We start from the raw sequence: 19,145 nt of genomic DNA on the forward strand, positions 1-19,145 counted from the left end.
AATATAACAGATGAAATTTATAGTATCGAGTTCGTACTTATTAAAACAATTACAAGTGCTAGGAAGCGTTATCAATAGCAATAATACTTTACCTATTTTAGATAATTTCCTATTTGAATTGAACAACAATCTTTTGACAGTTTCTGCTTCTGATTTAGAGACTACGATGTCTGCTACTTTGGATATTGATTCTACCAGCCAAGGAAGTGTTGCAGTTCCTGCCAAATTGCTTTTAGAAATACTTAAAACTTTCCCTGAACAACCCCTGACTTTCACTGTTGAAGAAAACAGTACAATCGAAATTAGCTCTAATTCTGGAAAATATGCCTTGGCATATGCTCCGGGTGAAGAATTTCCTAAATCGGTAAACTTAGACGAACCTTCAGTAACTTTAGTTCCTGCAGATGTGTTGGCAACAGCAATCAGTAAAACTATTTTTGCTGCTGGAAATGATGATTTACGTCCAGTAATGTCAGGCGTATTCTTTCAGTTTTCTCCACAAGGATTGACATTTGTTGCAACAGATGCTCATAAATTAGTAAAATATGCTCGCACCGATGTAACGGCTTCTCAAGTAGCTGATTTCATTATGCCGAAAAAACCATTGAATATTTTAAAAAGTATTTTAGGTGCTTCGGATGCAGAAGTGAAAATTGAATACAACGATTCTAATGCGACTTTCTCATTTGACAATTATTTGTTGATGTGTCGTTTAATCGATGGAAAATATCCAAACTACGAAGCGGTAATTCCTAAGGAAAATCCAAACAAATTAATGATTGACCGATCTCAATTTTTGAGTTCTGTGCGTCGTGTGGCTATTTTCTCTAATAAAACTACTCACCAAATTCGTTTGAAAATTGCAGGTGCTGAATTGAATATTTCTGCTGAAGATATTGATTACTCAAACAAAGCCGAAGAAAGATTGACTTGTGATTATCAAGGAGACGATATGCAAATAGGGTTCAACTCACGTTTCTTAACTGAAATGTTAACTAACCTACAATCCGATATGATCATGTTAGAAATGTCATTACCCAACCGCGCCGGAATCCTTACACCTGTTGATGGTTTAGAAGAAGGAGAAACCGTAACGATGTTAGTTATGCCAGTTATGTTGAACGCCTAATTCAACTCATTTAAATAAAATAAAAAACCGCTATTCAATTGGATAGCGGTTTTTTTATTTTTAGAATCTATTCCTTTATTGGAATTGATAAAATTGGAATCTCAAAATCAGTGGCTAACTTTTTAGTTAAACTGGTATGAAAGAGTCCTTCAAAAAAACCTCTTTTATAGGGCAACATAATTAAAACATCTACTTCTTTATACATAATAAAATTAGTGATAATGGCTTGAACATCATCATCTTCAATAGTATAAAAGTCGATTGGTTCTGATTTGAATTCTTCTTTCCATTCGGCAATCGTAGCATTAGTAATATCTGAGTTGGAGGTTTTAACATACAAACATTTTACTTTTGCTTTTGCCTTATGTGCCAATTGTAATACGATTTGCAATGCCTTTTTATCTTTTGATCTAAATCGAGTAGTGAAACCAATGGTGTGTATTTTTTGAAATGGCGCATTAGAAGGAATACAATAAACCGGTATACCTGCATCTGTTATGATCGAACTCGCATTGGTACCCATAAAAAAACTTTCCCAACCAGTCGCTCCTGAAGTACCCATAACCAAATAATCAATCGCGTCATCTTTAATTGATTCTTTGATGGCTGAAACCAAATCCCCATCTTTCAATCGGTGAGACATTTTAATTTTGTCGAGATGATGTACTTCGGCAATTGCTCGCAACTTTGGAATTTCGTTCTTAAACATTTCAAATTCACTTAATTCCACCGAATCATAAATTGCGGCATAATTCTCCGGAAAAAATTGATTGTCGTAAATAGGCAATTCAAAAGAATGCAACAAAATTAATTCGCCATGAACCATTTTGGCGAATTCTAATGCATGAACAAACGCATTATTGGCAACTTCAGAAAAATCAGTAGGAAATAGAATCTTTTTCATAAATAAAGTGTTTATCAATTTATTTTATCAAAATTAGTTACAACAATTTTGATATAAAATGATAATTATCAGTAATTTACAATTATTATAGTTGTCTTACACCTTCCAAAATAATACCCAAATTTACCCAGAGAGTTTTATTATCTTTGTGACTTAGAATAATCAAAATGATGTACACCGATTCCATCGTAGCCTTAGCAACACCCTCGGGGGCTGGAGCAATTTCAATAATTAGAGTTTCTGGACCAGACGCCATCGAAATAGGCGCCAGTGTTTTTAAATCAATCAAAAACAAGGATTTAAAACAACAGAAAACACACACCTTACATTTGGGGCATATTATTGATGAAGGAAAAACTTTAGATGAAGTTTTGATTTCTATTTTTAAAGGCCCTAATTCCTACACAGGTGAAAACACCATCGAAATTTCCTGTCATGGTTCTACTTACATTCAACAACAAATAATCCAATTATTACTGCGTAAAGGTTGTCGCATGGCCGATGCCGGTGAATTTACCTTACGCGCTTTTTTAAACGGTAAATTAGATTTGTCACAAGCCGAAGCAGTTGCTGATTTGATTTCGTCAGACAACGAAGCCTCACACCAAATTGCGATGCAACAAATGCGTGGCGGATTCTCTAACGAAATTGCCAGACTGCGAGAAGAACTATTAAATTTTGCTTCTTTAATCGAATTGGAATTAGACTTTGCGGAAGAGGATGTTGAATTTGCTGATCGAACACAATTTCATGAATTACTCAACCGTATCGAATTTGTTCTGAAAAGATTGATTGATTCTTTTGCTGTAGGAAATGTTATTAAAAACGGAATTCCTGTGGCTATCGTGGGCGAACCCAACGTGGGCAAATCGACTTTATTAAATGCTTTATTGAATGAAGAACGTGCCATAGTTTCAGACATTGCTGGAACAACAAGAGATACCATCGAGGACGAATTAGTCATTGGAGGTATTGGTTTCCGATTTATTGATACGGCTGGAATTCGCGAAACTAAAGACGTAGTAGAAAGTATTGGAATTCAAAAAACTTTCGAGAAAATTGAACAAGCCCAAGTCGTACTTTATTTGTTTGAAAGTTTAAAGTTTAAAGTTTCAGGTTCTGAATATGTTACTGAAATTGAAAAAGTTAAAAACAAATATCCGCTTAAACCTGTAGTAATTGTAATCAACAAATCGGATCTAATTTCGAGTGAAGAAACAGAAAGTCTTATTGTACAACTTGAAACTTTAAACCTGAAACAAATTTTAATCTCAGCCAAACAAAAAACGGGCATTGATGAACTTAAAAACACTTTACTTTCTTTTGTAAATACAGGAGCTTTACGAAATAATGAAACTATTGTAACCAACACGCGTCATTATGATTCGTTACTGAAAGCATTGGACGAAATTCAAAAAGTTAAATTTGGATTGGAATCCAATCTATCCAGCGATTTAATGGCATTGGATATTAAAGAAGCCTTGTACCATTTCGGCTTAATTACTGGTCAAGTAACAAACGATGAATTGCTTGGAAACATTTTTGCTAATTTTTGTATCGGAAAATAAAACTACAACAGTCTATGAAAAAATATTTTTTACATAACGGAACCGAAAGCTCAGGTCCTTTTAGCTTTGACGAATTACGAGCGATGAAAATTACTAAAACCACACCCGTTTGGTTTGAGGGAATGGAAAAGTGGAAATATGCAGGAGATGTAGAAGAACTGTACGAATTAGTTGCAGTTACTCCTCCTCCATTTCAAGTAGAAGAAACTGTGGTGCCACAAGCGCCAAAAACAACTAGCAATGCTGCTTTTTTAGGGCTTTCAAAAAATACTTTTATTATAGTAATTGTACTAATTGTAGTAGGTTCAACTATTGCGATTAATATTGTTCAAAATATTCGTAGTGAAGAATTAGAAGCTAAAAACAAAAAAACAGAATTAGAAAACAGACAGTTTTTATTACAGCAAAAAGAAATTGAAGCTCAAAAAAAATTAATTGAAGAGCAAGAAAAAGCGGAAGCTGAACGAACAGCCCGAGAAAAAAAACAAACGATAATCGATCGCATAGCAGCTATAGAAAACGAAATGGCAGTTACCAAAGATAATTTAGACACTGCTAAAGAAAAATTGGCCAAAGCAACCGACTTCAAAGTATTGCGAACTTCAACAGAAAAAAGCGAAGAACTTAAAAAAATCAAACAAGAAATCGTTGATTTTGAACAAGAATTGGAAGACCTAGAATTAGAACAAAACCGATTAAATCTAGAATTAGATAAAATCAAATAATGCTACAACTCAAAATAGTCGCCGTCTACGTACATCCACTCGCCATTTTCTTCTACAAAACGGGAATGTTCATGATGTACTTGTAACTCTTTATTTGGGTTGAAATAGAAAGCTTTGAATTCAACCGTATTTGAAGTAACACGAATTATTTCAAGGCGTTGCCATTGATTACTGGTTGCCCAATACAAAATTTCATTCTTGGAATGAGTAGTTCTTGTACTGGAATGCGTTGTTGCAATCAAATAATCTGCATTGTGAGTGGCATAGGCAGAATAGCGTGATCGCATCAGTACTTCTGCAGTAACTGCTTTTTGATTGCCCACGAGTATTGGCTCACAACATTGTGTAAAAGGAAAAGCCGACCCACAAAAACAACTTTGAGTCACCATTTAATTTAACTCGTTAATTTTTTGATGCAATTGATTTAAGAGTACTTGATAACGACTTATTTCAATTAAGTCGGCATCATCGTCTGAAAAATCAAGAAAATCGTCCAGTTGCTGGCTTATTTCCACCAATTTATTGTTGGCTTCTTTTCCGTTTTTAGCGGCAATTAAATCGATTATTTTTTGTACTTCTTGTTGTAATAAATTGAAATCGTTATTTTCCATAAGGTCATTAATTAGTGGTGTCTTCGGGCTTATTGGTATTGAATTGCTTGACAATTTGCTTCAACTTTTCTTTCCGAGCCATAGCCGCTTTTTTGGCTTTGTCTTGCTCTTTGTGCAATTTGTCGTTATGCTTTTTGATATTTCGTTCGTTATTTCTACCCATAATTGATTTAGCGTTGTTCGCTTTTTATTTCTTCCAAAGACTTATTAGTATAAATAAGTCCATTTATAATTTTCATTCGCAAGTTATCCAAATCATCGTACTCAAAATACTTTGCCCAAGAAGTCAATTCAAATAAATTGCGCACTTGTTTGATCCGCTTAGCGGTTTCAAAACTTGTTCGAAGTACTGCTTTTTGATCGTAAGATGGATTGTTTTTATGTTGGTATTGTACCGTTTTAGTGTCAAAATTAGCTTCCAAATAATACAATTTATCCTCTGCGTTATCTGGATAAAAACTAGTCCATAGTGCAAAACCCAATTTTTGTTTTGACAACGATGTTTCTTGCATAGGTTCTAAACGCCATTTACTATTAGCCAATCTTCCCCAGTGATTGGACAATCTGTACATTCCCTCTTTGGTATAATAATAAGAACTACCTGCCTTACTTGCATATTGAACCTCTAGACCATCGATAGCATCAAGTGGTACTTCATGAAATACACAGAATGTATTCTTGAATGAATTTGGGCTTGGACGAAAGGATTGTTTCATGTCACAAAAGTAAGTAGAATCTGCTTTTCAGCCTAACCAAACAATAATTGATTAAGTTTGCAGTCTAATAATTAAAAAATACAAGATTATGTCAAAATCTTCACACGATAAAATGCTTCAAAAGGGAGTTTTTACAGGAAAAATGGAACAGGATGAAAATGGTAACTTTTTTTGTGGAGACTACTTATTGGATTATAAATTAGCTTCTACCCATCATGCCATTGGCGATTGGATTACCATTAAATCCATAATAGAAAATCCAAGTGATATTAGTTATGACAAATATCCTAAAAAATCAAAAAACTTTGACAAAGCCAATTACAAAGAAGAATAACAATTACTATACTTCCTAAAATTTAAGAATATTCTTTGGTCCAAACCAAAAACTTAAAAAAAAGTGTACCTTTGCAAAAAATTTGTCGATTTGGAACAATAATCCATTACAAACAAACAAAAAGACAAATAGTTATCTTTATTTATGAAAAAAATAGTTGAATACCGTAAGTTATTAAATGTTGACAAAACTGTCGATTTAAAAGATTTAAAAACCATTTATCGCAATGCGATGAAAGATGCACATCCTGATAAATTTCAAGGTGATGAAGCGGGTTTAAAAGCGGCAGAAGAAAATAGTAAATTAATTATTGAAGCCTATCACTTTTTAGTAAGTATTAATCCAGAAACGATTAAACAAAACTTACCTGAATACACTGAAACCATTTCTACTTCAACCATTACTGATTATAAATTTGTAGACGGACGATTGATTATCAATTTTTCAAATGGAAGTGTGTACGAATACATCAGTGTACCAAAAGCAACCTACGTAAAAATGGTCAATGCAGACTCTCCTGGACGTTTTGCAAAAAGACATATTTTGAATAACTTTACTTGGAGAAAAACGATCAACCAAGACTAAAACAAGTACATTTTAATAATTTAAGCACACTTTTTAGTGTGCTTTTTTTATATTCTTCTTTATCAAATAAAGACCTACTAATACAAAAAACCTATAATACTAAATACAACAAAAATTTAAGATTAAAAAAGTAGTGATACTTTATAATTTTAAATACTTTTGTCAACTTAAATCATTTAACAAACTTATAATGAAAAAAATAATTGTATTACTTTCTGCTGCAGTAGTTTTAGTTGCATGTAGCAAAGCTGGAAAAGGAGAATATGTAATTTCTGGTACCGCAAAAGGAGTTGAAAACGGAAAAACTATTATTCTTGAAACGCAAGATGAGACTGGATTAATCGCTAAAGATACTGTAAAAGTAGAAAATGGTAAATTTGAAATGACAGGTAAAATTACTGAGCCTGCTTTTTATACAATTAAATTGGAAGGTGCTCCAGCTCCAATCCCATTTATCTTAGAAGATGGAGAAGAAGTAACTATCGAAATCAACAAAGACAGTATTCAAAAATCAAAAGTTTCTGGTACTTATAATAATGATGAATACGTAAAATTCACAGAAGAACTAGCTAAAATTCAAAAGAAATTAGTTGATTTTCAAACTAAGAATACACCAGCTATGCAAGCGGCTCAACAAGCAAAAGACACTGTTGCAATTACTAAATTAATGCAAGAATTTGGTAAAATTCAACAAGAAGTAGGTGAAGCTGCTAAAGCAAAATACCTTACTTATGCTGAGACACATCCGAAATCATTTATTTCAGTTCTTATTTTACAAGGAATGTTAAATGACCCAACTACTGATGTTAAAAAAGCTGAAGCTACATTTAATGAATTAGAAGAGAGAATTCAAAACACAAAACCAGGTAAAGCCGTAAAAGAAGCTTTGGCTAAATTAAAATCAGGACCTGCTGCACCACCAGCTATTGGTGGAGCAAAATGAAGAGCTGACTTTTCTGCACCTAATCCTGCAGGAAAAGTAGTTTCATTAAAAGAGAGTTTAGGAAAAATAACTATTGTTGATTTCTGGGCTTCTTGGTGTGGTCCGTGTCGTAAAGAAAACCCGAATATGGTTGCCCTTTACAAAGAGTTTCACTCAAAAGGGTTAAATATCATAGGTGTTTCTTTAGACAAAGAAGCAAAAGCTTGGAAAGAAGCAATTGCAAAAGACCAACTGAACTGGGTTCAGGTTTCTAATTTAAAACACTGGGACGAACCAATTGCAAGACAATATAATGTCGAATCTATACCAGCAACATTTATTTTAGATGCCACTGGAAAAGTAATTGCAAAAGATTTAAGAGGAGCTGATTTACGCAATAAAATCGCATCTCTTTTAGCTAAATAAAGAACTCAATTATTGAAAATAAAAAAATCTCCCAATGGGAGATTTTTTTATTTTATTCAATACCAATAGGTTAAAAATTATACCGAAATTATGTGGTGTTTTAATTTGCAAACATCAAAACAGTTTATATATTTGCAACCGCTTAGACAAACAAAACGGCCTAGTCTAGGAAATGGGGAGATACTCAAGCGGCCAACGAGGGCAGACTGTAAATCTGCTGTGAAAACTTCGCAGGTTCGAATCCTGCTCTCCCCACAAAAAAGTCCCGATGTATGTCGGGACTTTTTTATTGGAAACAATTATAACTTTCCTAATCGCTGCATAACAAACAGCACTATAATTGGAATTGTCAATAATACAACCATTTCAGTATGATCGATTAGTAATTGAGGCTGCTCAATTAATGTAATAACATACCCTCCAACTGCACCTCCAAAATGAGCTGAATGTCCAATATTGTCATTTTTTGATTTCATTCCGTAAATAGAATACAGCAAATACAAAATTCCGAATAGATAGGCCGGTATAGGAATTATAAAGAAAAGTCCCAACATCATATCCGGTTGCAACAAAATGGCTGAGTACAAAACACCAGTGACTGCTCCAGAAGCACCAACAGCTCGATAACTATAGTTGTTCTTATTAAAAAGCAAGGTCAACAAATTGCCAAAAATCAAACTTCCCATATAAACTAGTACAAAAGTCCAGTTTCCTAAATAGGCTAAAACCAAGGGAGCAAAAAACCAAAGCGTTACCATATTAAAAAATAAATGCCCCATATCGACATGTAAAAAACCTGAAGAAATCATTCTGATTTGCTCTCCTTTCAGGATGCTACCAACATGGAATTCAAATTTTCTAAAAAAAGAAAGATCGTTAAATCCTCTATAGCTAATTAGAACTGTAATAGCTATGATTACAATCAAAAGTATATTCATTATGTATCCATTTTAGTGAATGGTAAAGATAGTAATTCAGTCAAATTGCAGTTGTTCTCGTTCTTATTTATATTTCAACAATTATTTTGATTTATATTTGTAAAAAATTACCGCATGCAATTTTTGATTTATAGTATTAGTTTCCCTTTTCTTTGGATTATATCAAAGTTACCCTTTCGATTATTTTATTGGTTTTCCGATTGTATCTATATTCTGGTTTATTATCTCGTTGGCTACCGAAAAAAAATAGTTCGAAACAATATATTAATTGCATTACCTCATTTAAGTGAAGAAAAACGTTTGTTGATAGAAAAAAAATTCTACCATCATATGTGCGATATGTTTTTAGAAATGATAAAAACCATGTCTATTTCTTCAGAGGAAATGAAAGAGCGTTTCAGAATTACCAATATTGAATTACTCAAAGAATACGAACAAAAGAATAAAAGTATCATCTTACTAGCAGCTCATTATGCAAGTTGGGAGTGGCTACTATCAATAAATGAAAGTACGACCTTCAAATGTTATGGGGTATACAAGAAAATAAACAACAAATACTTTGATGCCAAAGTGAGAGCCATTCGATCTAAGTTTAAATCAGAGTTAGTTACAACCGAAAATACCATTGCCTTAATTAATGATAATGAAAAAAATGGCATCATAAGTCTTTATGGTTTAGCAAGTGATCAGTCGCCTCAAGTACATAAAACATTTCACTGGCAGCAATTTATGGGCATCACTGTTCCTGTTCATACAGGAGCCGAAATGTTGGCCAAACGCTACGATTTAGAAGTGGTTTTTGCCAAAGTGAAAAAAGTAAAAAGAGGCTATTATGAGGCCACTTTTGTTCCAATTGCTACTGATCCTAAATCAATTCCTGATTATGAAATCACGGATGCGTATCTGAAAGAAGTGGAACAACAAATTGTAGAAGCACCTGAATTTTATTTTTGGACGCACAAAAGATGGAAACACCGCAGATAAAAAAATCCCCTTTCAATCAAAAAGGGGATTTTTATTTTTATTTGCAATCGGATTAGATTCCCGCAATCGCTTTTATTTCATCAATGATGCGCAAGGCCAAAACATCGGCTGCTTGCTGTGAAGGTGCTTCCGTATAAATTCTGATAATAGGTTCTGTATTGGATTTTCTCAAATGCACCCATTCAGAAGCAAAATCAATTTTTACTCCATCTATTGTAGTGATATCCTCATTTTTATACTTATCAGTCATGGCAACCAAAATAGCATCTACATCAATTTGTGGTGTCAACTCAATTTTGTTTTTGCTCATATAATATTCTGGATACGAAGCACGTAATGCCGAAACTTTCATTTTTTTATTGGCCAAATGAGTTAAGAATAAAGCAACTCCCACCAAGCTGTCACGCCCATAATGCAATTCTGGGTAAATGATCCCACCGTTTCCTTCTCCTCCAATAATGGCATTATTTTTTTTCATTAACTCCACTACATTCACTTCTCCAACAGCACTCGCTTCATAATTTCCTTTGTGCGCATTAGTAACATCACGCAACGCACGAGAAGAAGACATATTGGAAACCGTATTCCCAGGAGTTTTACTCAATACATAATCCGCGCAAGCTACTAAAGTATATTCTTCACCAAACATTTCGCCGTCTTCAGAAATGAATGCTAATCTGTCTACATCTGGATCTACTACAATTCCTAAATGAGCTTTTTCTTTAACAACCAATTCTGAAATATCAGTCAAATGTTCTTTCAAAGGTTCTGGATTGTGTGGAAAATGACCGTTGGGTTCGCAATATAGTTTCACTACTTCAACGCCCATCAATTCTAATAATTTAGGGATGATAATTCCTCCCGAAGAATTCACACCATCAACCACTACTTTAAATTGCGCCGCTTTTACAGCCGCAACATCTACTAAGGGTAAATTCAACACCTCGTCAATATGAATATCCATGTACGCATCGTTTTCTGTCACGGTTCCTAATGCATCAACATCTGAGAAATCAAAGGCTTCGGCTTCCGCAATTTCTAAAATTTTCTCCCCTTCTACTCCATTCAAAAACTCTCCTTTTTCATTCAACAACTTCAAGGCGTTCCATTGTTTTGGATTGTGCGAAGCTGTTAAAATGATTCCACCATCAGCTTTTTCCAAAGGGACCGCAACTTCCACTGTGGGTGTCGTCGATAATCCCAAATCAATCACATCGATTCCAAGACCTACCAAAGTATTCACAACCAAATTATGAATCATAGGTCCTGAAATTCGAGCATCGCGACCAATTACTACAGATAATTTTTCTTTACCTGAATAGTTTTTTAGCCAAGTTCCATATGCCGAAGCAAATTTCACTGCATCTACTGGAGTCAAGTTATCTCCTACTTTACCTCCTATTGTTCCTCGAATTCCTGAAATTGATTTTATTAAAGTCATCTATGTCTGAATTAATTTTTTATTTTGAAATACAAATATAAAAGTTCGCTTTTAGCTAGACGACAAAATCATCACCTTTTTTTTACAAAATGAAAATCTAAAATGAACTGAACTTTGTATATTTGAAAAGAAACAACTCGAACAACAAAATGAATTTCCTTGCCCACATTCATCTTTCTGGCGATAACGAATGGATCAAAATTGGCAATTTTATGGCCGATGGCGTTCGAGGTAAACAGTATGAAAATTTTCCTATGGACATTCAAAAAGGAATTTTATTGCATCGAGCGATTGATACCTTTACGGATGCCCATCCTGTTTTTAGACAAAGTACAAAGAAACTGCATTCGCGTTATCATCACTATGCAGGGGTTATTGTCGACATGTATTACGATCATTTTTTAGCTAAAAATTGGTCCGCCTATTCTGAAGAAACTTTGGAAAGTTATTCCGATCGTTTTTACCGATCCTTATTGGACAATCCCGAGGTATTAACTACCAAAACACAGCACCTATTGCCGTATATGATTCAGCACAATTGGCTTGTCAATTATCAATCTATCAATGGTTTAGAGCGAATTTTAAGTCAAATGGATCAACGTACTAAAAACCAATCGTTAATGCGTTTTGCAACCGAAGAATTGGTCGCAAACTACGAAGAATTTGAATCCGATTTTACACTGTTTTATAAAGAAGTACAACTATTTTCAAAAAACAAACTCAACGAATTATGAAAACAACTTTTCGTGTTTTTTTTATTACATTATTGGTACTAGTAACCAATATAACCCAAGCCCAAAAAGGGCTAATCGCTGACAAAGCCATGGTAGTTTCCGCTCGTGAAGAGGCGTCTAAAATTGGCGTTGCTATTATGAAAAAAGGCGGCAATGCATTTGATGCCATGGTTGCTACCGAATTAGCTTTGGCAGTGGCTTATCCTTATGCAGGCAATATTGGCGGTGGCGGATTTATGGTCTATCGCAAAGCTAATGGTGAAACTGGAACACTTGACTATCGAGAAAAAGCACCTTTATCGGCAACTAAAAATATGTTCTTAGACAAAGCAGGTAATATACTACCCGATAAAAGTACGGATTCTCCTTTGGCTATCGGTGTGCCTGGAACTATAGCAGGTGTATTTGCAGTCCATAAAAAATTAGGTTCTTTACCCATGTCTGAAATCATGAAACCAGTAATTGAGCTCGCTGAAAAGGGAGTCATTGTGACCAAAAAACAAGAAAAAAGTTTGAACAATTACCGAGAAGCCATTATCAAAGCGAATGGAAATACAACCAAATTCGCTACTATTTTCAAAGAAAACGATACCATTAAATATCCTGCATTAGCGGAGACATTAAAACGAATTGCTAAAAATGGAAAAGACGAATTTTATAAAGGAGAAACGTCACAACAATTAGTTCGTTATTTTGAAAAAATTGGGGCTATAATTACCCAAGAAGACTTGGCTCATTACCAAGCAAAATGGAGAAATTCACTTGAATTTAATTACAAAGAGTTAAAGATAATTTCGATGGCACCGCCTAGCAGTGGTGGCATTTGCTTATCACAAATCATGAAGATGATTGCGCCATTTGATATCAAGAGGATGGGACAGAATTCAGCAGAGGCAATTCAAGTTATGGTGGAAGCAGAACGAAGAGCCTATGCCGATAGAAGTGCCTTTTTAGGCGATCCTGATTTTGTAAAAATTCCGCTAAAAGAGTTAATGGACTCAGAGTATTTAAAAACTCGAATGGCAACATTCAATTCAGATAAAGCTACTTTATCCTCTGATATAAAAGAAGGTAAAGTGAATTACAATGAAAGTACAGAAACTACACATTATTCCATTGTGGATTCTTTTGGAAATGCCGTAGCAGCTACAACTACTATTAATGATGGTTTTGGATCCAAATATTATTGCGACGAATTGGGTTTTTTCTTGAATAACGAAATGGATGATTTTAGTGCCAAACCAGGCGAACCCAATATGTTTGGATTGATTGGAAATGAAGCCAACAGTATCGCTCCCCAAAAACGAATGCTAAGCTCGATGACACCAACGATCGTTGAAAAAAATGGAAAATTATTCATGGTAGTGGGGTCTCCTGGTGGATCCACAATTATTACTTCGGTTTTACAAACTATTCTAAATGTATACGAATACAACTTAAGTATGCAAGAGGCGGTGAATGCTCCTCGCTTTCATCACCAATGGCTGCCTGACATTATCACTTTTGAACCCAATGCTTTTAATGCCAAAACCTTGGGAACTTTAAAAACAAAATCCTATTTAATCAATGAAAAAACCACGCCTGTAATTGGCAAAGTAGACGCTATTTTAGTTTTATCAAATGGAAAATTAGAAGGAGGTGCTGATTTTAGAGGAGATGATAAAGCTGTTGGATTTTAATTGATGACCATGAATTTTATTACCGAATTAGAAACCAAATTCAAAACCAAGCAGCATCCTGAAAATGCATTGCCAATGGCCAAATACATGAAAGATTTATTTCCGTTTTTTGGAATTAAAACCGATGAAAGGAGAGCTATTTTTAAATCTATTTGTAAAACACACCAAGCTGAAATCAATGAAAATGCAAGAGCAATCAGCTGGGAATTATTTTTGAAAAAAGAACGTGAATTGCAGTATTGCGGGATAGAACTATTAATTAAAAATCTAAAAAATAAATATGTAATTGATGATATCATTTGGATCGAAAAATTACTCATTACCAATTCTTGGTGGGATAGTGTCGATACGATTTCAAAATTTATTTTAGGCGATTATTTACAGCAATTTCCTGCTGAAATACCAACAGTTGTGGCACGATTTTCAAATGCAGAAAATATTTGGTTGAACCGAAGTGTGATCTTGTTTCAATTAGGGTATAAATCCCAAACTGATTTTAAACTACTGCAATCATTGTGTACAAAACATAGTAATTCTAATGAATTTTTTATTCGTAAAGCAATTGGTTGGGCGCTTCGTGAATATGCCAAAACAGATCCAGAAGCCGTTCGAGGATTTGTATTGCAATCCAACTTAAAGCCTTTGAGTAAAAAAGAAGCATTAAAAAATATTTAATTGTAATTTAGCGCGCTGAAAAAAATACCATGTTTAAGAAAATCATACTCCAAATAGAAGGCACGATCGCTTGGTCCAGATCAAAATTAGGCGATAAACAATTTATCTTTCTATCGGCTGTTTTGGTTGGAATTTCAGCTGCTTTTGCAGTAATCGTTTTAAAAGCCTTTGCGCACTGGGTATTTACTTTTGCCACCTATGTCAGTCGGATTTTAAAATTAGGTTTTTTCAATAGTATCTTGCCTATCATAGGGATTTTACTCACCGTTTTTTTAATCAAAAAATTCTTAGGAGGAACTATTCAAAAAGGGACTTCGCAAATCCTGTATGCGGTAGCTAAAAAAGCCAGTATTATCCCTGCCAAACAAATGTATGCGCAAATCATTACCAGTTCCTTAACGGTGGGTATGGGTGGATCTGCTGGACTAGAAAGTCCCATTGTAATTACGGGTGCTGCCTTTGGTTCTAATTTTGCTCAGAAATACCGTTTAAGTTATAAAGACCGAACTTTATTGATTGGATGTGGGGTTGCTGCTGGAATAGCAGCCGCGTTTAACGCTCCTATTGCAGGAGTTTTATTTGCTATCGAAGTACTTTTAGTTGATGTGAGTATTTCGGCATTTACACCCATTATGATCGCTGCAGCTACAGGCGCTTTAGTATCCGTGATTGTGCTAAATGAGAATATCTTACTTTCGTTCAAGCAACAAGAAGATTTTAATTATCATTACATTCCGTTTTATGCTTTCTTAGGCATATTCACCGGTTTGATTTCCATTTATTATTCCCGTAATTTTCAACGCGTAGAACATTTCTTTAGCCGATTAAAACTAAGCCCATATAAAAAAGCGCTGTTTGGCTCAACTCTACTAGCCATTTTAATTTATGTTTTTCCAACTTTGTTTGGTGAAGGTTACGAAAGCATCAGGATTCTATCAGAAAGCGATCCGGGACAAATACTAGATGACACCTTATTTAGCAGTTTTAGAAACAACAGCTGGGCACTATTACTTTTTGTAGGTAGTACCATGTTATTGAAAGCTTTTGCTTCCGGTCTAACTATTGGTAGTGGTGGTAATGGTGGTAACTTTGCTCCTTCCCTATTTTTAGGATCCTATGTTGGTTTTTTCTTTTCCAAGTTGATTAACCTTATTGGGTTAGCCAAATTGCCCATCAGTAACTTTACATTAGTAGGAATGGCGGGTATTTTAAGTGGGTTGTTTCATGCCCCTTTAACTGCGATTTTCTTGATTGCCGAAATCACCGGAGGCTACAACTTAATGATTCCATTGATGATTGTCTCATCAATCAGTTTTGCTATTTCGAAACGTTTCGAAAAACACTCCATGGATGTGAAAAATTTAGCCAAAAAAGGACATGCTTTTACGAGTAACAAAGATGCCAATGTATTATCTACTTTGAATACTAATTCCATCATTCAAACCGATTATTTGACGGTTTATCCCAATGAAAATTTAGATAAATTAGTCGACTTGATTTCCAATTCTACTCAGGTTGTTTTTGCAGTTGTAAATTTGGAAAACGAATTGGTGGGCGTGGTCTATTTTAATGATATTAAAGAAATTATTTTCAACACCTACCGAGTGAAATTTACCCTAATCAAAGAGATCATGTCGGCACCCAAAGAAATCATTACACCAGAAGACAGTATGGAAATGGTAATGAATAAATTTGAGCAAACTAAAATGGCCTTTTTACCGGTACTCAAAAACGACAAGTATTACGGATTTATTTCGAAATCTATGGCTTTAGAAGCTTATCGTACCAAACTGAAATCCATGACCATTGAGTAATCAGATCGGTACACAAGTCAATTCCAAATTTACAAGCTATTTTAACATAAACTTCGCTGCTGTTGTACCAAAAGATTCAATCAAAATGGTAACTTTGCTTTTTTGCAAAAATTATGGTAGACACAGACAATACTATTGACGTTCAGGGTGCACGCGTTCACAACCTAAAAAATATCGATATTTCTATTCCAAGAGAGCAATTGGTAGTGATCACAGGACTTTCAGGTTCAGGAAAATCATCTTTAGCTTTTGATACGATTTATGCCGAAGGACAACGTCGTTATGTTGAAACTTTTTCGGCCTATGCCCGTCAGTTTTTAGGTGGATTGGAACGCCCCGATGTCGATAAAATTGACGGACTTTCTCCTGTAATTGCTATTGAGCAAAAAACAACCAGCAAAAGTCCGCGCTCTACGGTTGGAACCATTACTGAAATTTACGACTTCTTGCGTTTATTGTATGCCCGTGGCGCCGATGCCTACAGTTACAATACAGGCGAAAAAATGGTTTCCTATTCCGATGAGCAAATCAAAGAATTGATTACCCAAGATTTCTCTGGAAAACGAATCAATATTCTAGCACCCATTATCCGGGCTAGAAAAGGACATTATGCCGAGCTTTTTCAGCAAATCACCAAACAAGGCTTTCTGAAAGTACGCGTAAATGGAGAAATTCAGGATTTGGTTAGCGGTATGAAATTAGACCGTTACAAAACCCATGATATTGAAATTGTAGTCGACCGCTTAGTTGTCGATAACAGCGATGACAATCAGAAACGTTTATACGAAAGCATCAATACCGCTATGCATCATGGTGAAAATGTGTTGATGGTGTTGGACCAAGATTCGAATGAAGTGCGTTATTTTAGTCGAAATCTAATGTGTCCAACTACCGGAATTTCCTATCAAAATCCAGAACCCAATTTGTTTTCTTTTAATTCGCCAAAAGGCGCTTGCGCACATTGTAACGGATTAGGAACGGTAAATGAAATCAATCGCAAAAAGATCATTCCAAATCCTAAATTATCTATAAAAAATGGTGGTTTTGCGCCATTGGGCGAATACAAATCGTCTTGGATTTTCAAGCAATTGGAAATTATTGGCGAAAAATACGGTTTCAAATTGACCGATGCGGTAGAGACCATTTCGGAAGAAGCGATGGACATTATTTTGAACGGTGGTAAGGAAAAATTCACTATCAACTCCAAAGATTTAGGCGTTGCCAGAGAATACAAAATAGACTTTGAAGGCATCGCTCATTTTATCAAAAACCAACACGACGAAAGCGGTTCAAGCTCCATTAAACGTTGGGCAAAAGAATTCATGGACGAAGTACAATGCCCTGAATGTGAAGGCTCACGATTAAAAAAGGAAGCCCTGTTTTTCAAAGTAAACGATAAAAACATAGCCGAATTAAGCGATTTAGATATTTCTGATTTAACCCTTTGGTTTCAAGAATTGGAGAGTCATTTATCGGACAAACAAAAAACAATTGCAACGGAAGTCATCAAAGAAATCAAAGATCGATTGGACTTTTTGATGAACGTAGGCTTGAATTATTTGGCCTTGAGCCGAAGCTCTAAATCCCTTTCCGGTGGAGAAGCACAACGTATCCGATTGGCAACTCAAATTGGTTCGCAATTAGTTGGCGTATTGTATATTTTGGATGAACCTAGTATTGGTTTGCACCAAAGAGACAACGAAAAATTGATTCATTCATTGGAACAATTACGTGATATTGGCAATTCGGTAATTGTAGTGGAACATGACAAAGACATGATTGAACGCGCCGATTATGTAATCGATATTGGTCCAAGAGCAGGAAAATTCGGTGGCGAAATCATTAGTCAAGGTACACCTGCTGCCATTTTAAAAAGCAACACCATTACGGCTCAATTCATGAATGGCGAGATGAAAATTGAAGTACCTAAAAAGCGTCGTGGGGGCAATGGTAAATTTTTAAAACTAACTGGAGCCACAGGAAATAATTTAAAAAATGTTTCTATCGAATTGCCTTTGGGTCAACTCATTTGTGTAACAGGCGTTTCGGGCAGTGGTAAATCGACTTTGATTAACGAAACCCTCTATCCTATTTTAAATGCCTATTATTTCAATGGTGTCAAAAAACCACAACCCTATAAAAAAATTGAAGGTTTAGAACATATTGACAAAGTGATTGATATAGATCAAAGTCCAATTGGGCGTACGCCAAGATCGAATCCAGCGACCTATACCGAAGTTTTTTCGGAGATTCGTAACTTATTCACGATGACTTCTGAAAGTATGATTCGCGGTTACAAAGCGGGACGTTTTAGTTTTAATGTAAAAGGCGGACGTTGCGAAACTTGTGAAGGCTCCGGAGTGCGTACCATTGAAATGAATTTTTTACCGGATGTATATGTAGAATGTGAAACCTGTCAAGGCAAACGTTTCAACAGAGAAACTTTAGAAATTCGCTACAAAGGAAAATCCATCTCAGATGTGTTGAACATGACGGTGGATGAAGCGGTTCCTTTCTTTGAAAACATTCCTAAAATTTACCGAAAAGTTAAAACTATCCAAGAAGTGGGATTGGGTTATATTACTTTAGGACAACAGAGTACCACGCTTTCGGGTGGCGAAGCACAACGCATCAAATTGGCGGGAGAATTGTCCAAAAAAGATACTGGAAACACCTTTTATATCTTAGACGAGCCCACTACCGGACTGCATTTTGAAGATATTCGAGTTTTGATGGGGGTGATTAATAAATTGGTTGATAAAGGGAATACCATATTGATCATTGAACACAATATGGATGTGATCAAATTGGCAGATTATATCATCGACATTGGCCCTGAAGGAGGTAAAGGCGGCGGACAATTAGTGGCCAAAGGAACTCCTGAAGAAATAGTAAAAAATAAAAAAAGCTATACTGCTGAATTTTTGAAAAAAGAATTAGTTTAGTAGGTCGTAAACCTA

At 35.0% G+C, this 19,145-nt stretch carries 19 protein-coding genes, 1 tRNA gene and 1 pseudogene; 14 read left to right on the top strand and 7 right to left on the bottom strand.

The annotated features are described in order from the left end of the window. The first annotated feature begins 10 nt into the window (after positions 1–10). A complete protein-coding gene (gene dnaN / locus LPC21_RS09065) occupies positions 11–1,129 on the top strand; it encodes a DNA polymerase III subunit beta (protein ID WP_229316843.1) in 1,119 nt (372 codons plus the stop codon). 67 nt (positions 1,130–1,196) lie between these two features. On the opposite strand, the gene LPC21_RS09070 is transcribed toward dnaN, so the two are convergent. Next, positions 1,197–2,033 (bottom strand): universal stress protein, encoded by an 837-nt coding sequence (locus tag LPC21_RS09070; RefSeq protein ID WP_229316844.1) that lies wholly within the window; start codon positions 2,031–2,033, stop codon positions 1,197–1,199. A 167-nt stretch (positions 2,034–2,200) separates the two neighbouring features. On the opposite strand from LPC21_RS09070, the gene mnmE reads away from it, so the two are divergent. After that, the gene (mnmE, locus tag LPC21_RS09075) at positions 2,201–3,601 is read left to right on the top strand and encodes a tRNA uridine-5-carboxymethylaminomethyl(34) synthesis GTPase MnmE (RefSeq protein WP_229316845.1); all 1,401 of its coding nucleotides are present in this window, start codon (positions 2,201–2,203) and stop codon (positions 3,599–3,601) included. A gap of 14 nt (positions 3,602–3,615) precedes the next feature. Beyond that, a complete protein-coding gene (locus LPC21_RS09080) occupies positions 3,616–4,326 on the top strand; it encodes a DUF4339 domain-containing protein (RefSeq protein ID WP_229316846.1) in 711 nt (236 codons plus the stop codon). A 2-nt stretch (positions 4,327–4,328) separates the two neighbouring features. Here the strand turns inward: LPC21_RS09080 and LPC21_RS09085 are convergent, their stop codons facing one another. Genes LPC21_RS09085 through LPC21_RS09100 form a run of 4 tightly spaced genes read right to left on the bottom strand, consistent with a single transcriptional unit; the run spans position 4,329 to position 5,653 of the window. Further along, a complete protein-coding gene (locus tag LPC21_RS09085; RefSeq protein ID WP_229316847.1) occupies positions 4,329–4,715 on the bottom strand; it encodes a YchJ family protein in 387 nt (128 codons plus the stop codon). After that, positions 4,716–4,937 carry a hypothetical protein gene (locus tag LPC21_RS09090; RefSeq protein ID WP_229316848.1) on the bottom strand — a complete coding sequence of 74 codons (222 nt, stop codon included), beginning with the start codon at positions 4,935–4,937 and terminating at the stop codon, positions 4,716–4,718. 7 nt (positions 4,938–4,944) lie between these two features. Beyond that, complete coding sequence (locus tag LPC21_RS09095) at positions 4,945–5,100, bottom strand: hypothetical protein (RefSeq protein ID WP_229316849.1); 156 nt, start codon at positions 5,098–5,100, stop codon at positions 4,945–4,947. Between the two features lie 7 nt (positions 5,101–5,107). After that, positions 5,108–5,653 carry a hypothetical protein gene (locus LPC21_RS09100; RefSeq protein ID WP_229316850.1) on the bottom strand — a complete coding sequence of 182 codons (546 nt, stop codon included), beginning with the start codon at positions 5,651–5,653 and terminating at the stop codon, positions 5,108–5,110. Positions 5,654–5,741: 88 nt separating this feature from the next. Here LPC21_RS09100 and LPC21_RS09105 point away from each other — a divergent pair, with 88 nt between their 5' ends. The 5 genes and pseudogenes from LPC21_RS09105 to LPC21_RS09125 all read left to right on the top strand — a co-directional run bounded on the left by LPC21_RS09105 (position 5,742) and on the right by LPC21_RS09125 (position 8,175). Continuing rightward, positions 5,742–5,987 (top strand): hypothetical protein, encoded by a 246-nt coding sequence (locus LPC21_RS09105; protein ID WP_229316851.1) that lies wholly within the window; start codon positions 5,742–5,744, stop codon positions 5,985–5,987. Positions 5,988–6,131: 144 nt separating this feature from the next. After that, positions 6,132–6,572: a KTSC domain-containing protein gene (locus LPC21_RS09110; RefSeq protein WP_229316852.1), complete on the top strand. Its 441-nt coding sequence runs from the start codon at positions 6,132–6,134 to the stop codon at positions 6,570–6,572. A gap of 190 nt (positions 6,573–6,762) precedes the next feature. After that, the gene (locus tag LPC21_RS09115; RefSeq protein ID WP_229316853.1) at positions 6,763–7,515 is read left to right on the top strand and encodes a DUF4369 domain-containing protein; all 753 of its coding nucleotides are present in this window, start codon (positions 6,763–6,765) and stop codon (positions 7,513–7,515) included. 18 nt (positions 7,516–7,533) lie between these two features. Then, positions 7,534–7,920: pseudogene (locus LPC21_RS09120) on the top strand (peroxiredoxin family protein); the annotation flags it as partial. 174 nt (positions 7,921–8,094) lie between these two features. Next, positions 8,095–8,175: transfer RNA gene (locus LPC21_RS09125), tRNA-Tyr, on the top strand. 44 nt (positions 8,176–8,219) lie between these two features. Here the strand turns inward: LPC21_RS09125 and LPC21_RS09130 are convergent. Then, a complete protein-coding gene (locus LPC21_RS09130; protein WP_229316854.1) occupies positions 8,220–8,858 on the bottom strand; it encodes a rhomboid family intramembrane serine protease in 639 nt (212 codons plus the stop codon). Positions 8,859–8,972: 114 nt separating this feature from the next. On the opposite strand from LPC21_RS09130, the gene LPC21_RS09135 reads away from it, so the two are divergent. Next, positions 8,973–9,842: a lysophospholipid acyltransferase family protein gene (locus LPC21_RS09135; RefSeq protein ID WP_229316855.1), complete on the top strand. Its 870-nt coding sequence runs from the start codon at positions 8,973–8,975 to the stop codon at positions 9,840–9,842. A gap of 52 nt (positions 9,843–9,894) precedes the next feature. On the opposite strand, the gene glmM is transcribed toward LPC21_RS09135, so the two are convergent. Further along, positions 9,895–11,283: a phosphoglucosamine mutase gene (glmM, locus tag LPC21_RS09140; RefSeq protein ID WP_229316856.1), complete on the bottom strand. Its 1,389-nt coding sequence runs from the start codon at positions 11,281–11,283 to the stop codon at positions 9,895–9,897. Between the two features lie 149 nt (positions 11,284–11,432). On the opposite strand from glmM, the gene LPC21_RS09145 reads away from it, so the two are divergent. The 5 genes from LPC21_RS09145 (at position 11,433) to uvrA (ending at position 19,130) form a co-directional block, all read left to right on the top strand. Beyond that, on the top strand, positions 11,433–12,017 hold the full coding sequence (locus tag LPC21_RS09145) for an acyl carrier protein phosphodiesterase (protein ID WP_229316857.1): 585 nt from the start codon (positions 11,433–11,435) through the stop codon (positions 12,015–12,017). Further along, on the top strand, positions 12,014–13,696 hold the full coding sequence (gene ggt / locus LPC21_RS09150) for a gamma-glutamyltransferase (RefSeq protein ID WP_229316858.1): 1,683 nt from the start codon (positions 12,014–12,016) through the stop codon (positions 13,694–13,696). The genes LPC21_RS09145 and ggt overlap by 4 nt, the downstream gene beginning before the upstream one ends. A 9-nt stretch (positions 13,697–13,705) precedes the next feature. Further along, positions 13,706–14,371, top strand: a complete 666-nt coding sequence (locus LPC21_RS09155) for a DNA alkylation repair protein (RefSeq protein WP_229316859.1) — start codon at positions 13,706–13,708, stop codon at positions 14,369–14,371. 29 nt (positions 14,372–14,400) lie between these two features. Next, the gene (locus LPC21_RS09160; RefSeq protein WP_229316860.1) at positions 14,401–16,185 is read left to right on the top strand and encodes a chloride channel protein; all 1,785 of its coding nucleotides are present in this window, start codon (positions 14,401–14,403) and stop codon (positions 16,183–16,185) included. A gap of 113 nt (positions 16,186–16,298) precedes the next feature. Beyond that, a complete protein-coding gene (uvrA, locus tag LPC21_RS09165; protein ID WP_229316861.1) occupies positions 16,299–19,130 on the top strand; it encodes an excinuclease ABC subunit UvrA in 2,832 nt (943 codons plus the stop codon). Positions 19,131–19,145: the final 15 nt, after the last annotated feature.

This window comes from Flavobacterium ammoniigenes (assembly GCF_020886055.1).
Taxonomy (GTDB): domain Bacteria; phylum Bacteroidota; class Bacteroidia; order Flavobacteriales; family Flavobacteriaceae; genus Flavobacterium; species Flavobacterium ammoniigenes.